General features: G+C 27.6%; 3 protein-coding genes. All 3 read left to right on the top strand.

All coding sequences use genetic code 11. The features are described from left to right. The first annotated feature begins 159 nt into the window (after nucleotides 1–159). Nucleotides 160–330, top strand: coding sequence for a hypothetical protein (locus Q0370_RS09935; protein WP_299575221.1), 171 nt, complete (start codon nucleotides 160–162; stop codon nucleotides 328–330). Next, entirely contained in the window at nucleotides 302–1,072 is a 771-nt protein-coding gene (locus Q0370_RS09930; protein ID WP_299575219.1) for a helicase, read from the top strand. The genes Q0370_RS09935 and Q0370_RS09930 overlap by 29 nt, the downstream gene beginning before the upstream one ends. Nucleotides 1,073–1,259: 187 nt before the next feature. Then, nucleotides 1,260–1,614: TetR/AcrR family transcriptional regulator (locus Q0370_RS09925; protein WP_299575217.1), on the top strand; the 355-nt coding region annotated here is incomplete at its 3' end.

The raw sequence follows: 1,614 nt of genomic DNA, 5'->3' as shown, positions 1-1,614 counted from the left end.
GTAAGTTTGTAGATAGATTCTCTGAATTATCTAATTATTATATTGGACATTTTGATGGGACAGATTTAAAGAAGAAAAGATGTTCAGGGTATTTTTATATAAAAAAAGACAATACTGATATTCAATTCAATGTTTCTGAGGAAGAAATAAAGGAAAAATTTGATACAAACATTTGATAAACTAAATGAAGCTAAAAATCAAAATCCAGAAATTAAAGTAATATACAAATTTCCAAATGAAAAGGCAAAACCCAAATTTACTGACTGGCTAGATAGAAATCCAGGATATCAAAATATAATAGATGAAATCAGAGTTAGACCAGAAAAATGAAATTGAAAGGATATTTAAATTTATGAAAAATAAAGAAAGAACTATCAGAATATACAGAAAAGTAGATGTAAATGAAACGATGGAAGAAAGGCATAAAAAAGTTATGGAAGGGCTGTCGAAACTGGAAGCTCCTTTAGGCTTAAAAGACAGTGAAATCCCGGAAGTACCAGATTTTGGTATAGAAATAAGAGCCTATTACCGTACAAAAAATTCTAAAACTAAAGGAGTTTCAATAGAAGGTGTATATAGATGGAGAGGACTTAAATATGTAACTTGGGATGAGTTACTATATGAATTTAAGATAACATACAATCTGATAGACTATAAGAAAATAATATATGAAGATCTTCCAAAGGTGATAAATGTTTTTGATCCTTATGTTGCTGATTTATATGTAGCTTATAATGGTGCTTATGAGGAAGGAAGAACTCCGGAAACAAGAACTTATGGAGAAAGTATAAATCCTGAATTTTTAAAACTGAAGGAGAAAAATTGTAACATAGGAATGCTGGGAGATGTATTATTTACACTATCCCCAGTGATGTATTTCAATGAAGAGAGTTACACTAAGCTAATAAAAATACCTAAGGAAGAGCTTTTGATAAAACTTAAGAATAAAGCGAAGGGAGTCCTGTTACTTGAAAAGGGTATATATATTATCTTTAATGACAAGGCAGATATTACTTATGAAGAATTTGTAGAAATGAATAATATATTTAAGCCATTAATGGGATTGAATTAAAATATAATTACATATAATTTGAATTTTTAAAACAATTTTTTACCCATTAAATTTTATAAAAATAGTAATTTATAATAGTCTTAGTTAAAAAGAAGTAATAAAATTTCAAAACAAACTTGACAGTGTCAAGATTTAGGTGTATAATCTTTACAGTGATAAGATAATGAAAGTTAGGGGGAATTTAAATATGGAAAAAACTAAAAAAAGTTACCATCATGGAAATTTACGAGAAGAATTGATTGAAAAAGGGATAGAGGTGATAAATGAAGAAGGAGAAGAAAAATTATCTTTAAGAAAAGTAGCTAAAATGTGTGGGGTAAGTAATGCGGCACCATATACATATTTTAAGAAAAAAAGCGATTTGCTTTACGCAATGAGTGATTATATTTGGGGAATATTAGCAATGGAACTTGATAGAACGAGGAAAAAATATAAAAATCAAGAGAATTTATTGGTAAAATTAGGAAAAACGTACGTTATGTTTTTTTGTGAGAATCACAGATATTATCATTTTATGATTTCAAGAAAAAATATGAAAATAG

The organism is uncultured Leptotrichia sp. (assembly GCF_938036635.1).
GTDB lineage: Bacteria > Fusobacteriota > Fusobacteriia > Fusobacteriales > Leptotrichiaceae > Leptotrichia > Leptotrichia hongkongensis.
The sequence above is the reverse complement of the archived record's forward strand: the minus strand, read 5'-3'. Positions and strand labels throughout refer to the sequence as shown.